At 47.7% G+C, this 604-nt stretch carries 1 protein-coding gene; it reads right to left on the reverse strand.

The annotated features are described in order from the left end of the window. Positions 1-83: 83 nt before the first annotated feature. Positions 84-590, reverse strand: coding sequence for a DUF2199 domain-containing protein (locus tag IEV56_RS10530; RefSeq protein ID WP_268235765.1), 507 nt, complete (start codon positions 588-590; stop codon positions 84-86). Positions 591-604: the final 14 nt, after the last annotated feature.

Consider the following 604-nt stretch of genomic DNA (forward strand, 5'->3'; position numbering starts at 1 on the left):
CTAACGATTGAATTAAGCGGCAGCCGCCGCGGACAACATCAGTTTACTCAAATTTCGGGGCGGCTGTCCGCTTGAATGACTAGTTAGAGACCACTAAGCGATCCTGTAGCTACAAGTATTTCATGATAGCGGTGGCTGTCAATTCCATGGGATTGCTCGACAGAGAGAGGATGGTCGTTAACCGAGACAGTTACACTAGGCCGGCTTGTGCTTGCTTGGTACTGCACAAGTACGGGAATGCCAAGAGTAGTTGAGTAGCCAAGCATTGCGTTGGCAATAATGCCAGGAATTTGCGGCTCAGTGCTCCCATCCTGGTCATATAACTCAACATAGCGATAGAAATCAGGCTCTGAAACCTCTACCCATATGCCCCAGGCATAGAAATCTGCTTGATCAATGAATGGAAGTTTTAGAACACACCGAATGAAGAAGCGATTGCCGAGCTGACATAAATCATTATCAAACTTGGCCTTATCCTTGCGCTCATATTCCGGAATAGCCCACACATCATCTGGAAGTTTCCATCCATAATCGGTAGGCATGCCCTCATGCGATTTGCCGCAGCTGGAGCAAAGAAACGAAGAAGTCATTCGTGGGCTCTAAC

This window comes from Arenimonas maotaiensis, from assembly GCF_014638745.1.
GTDB lineage: Bacteria > Pseudomonadota > Gammaproteobacteria > Xanthomonadales > Xanthomonadaceae > Arenimonas > Arenimonas maotaiensis.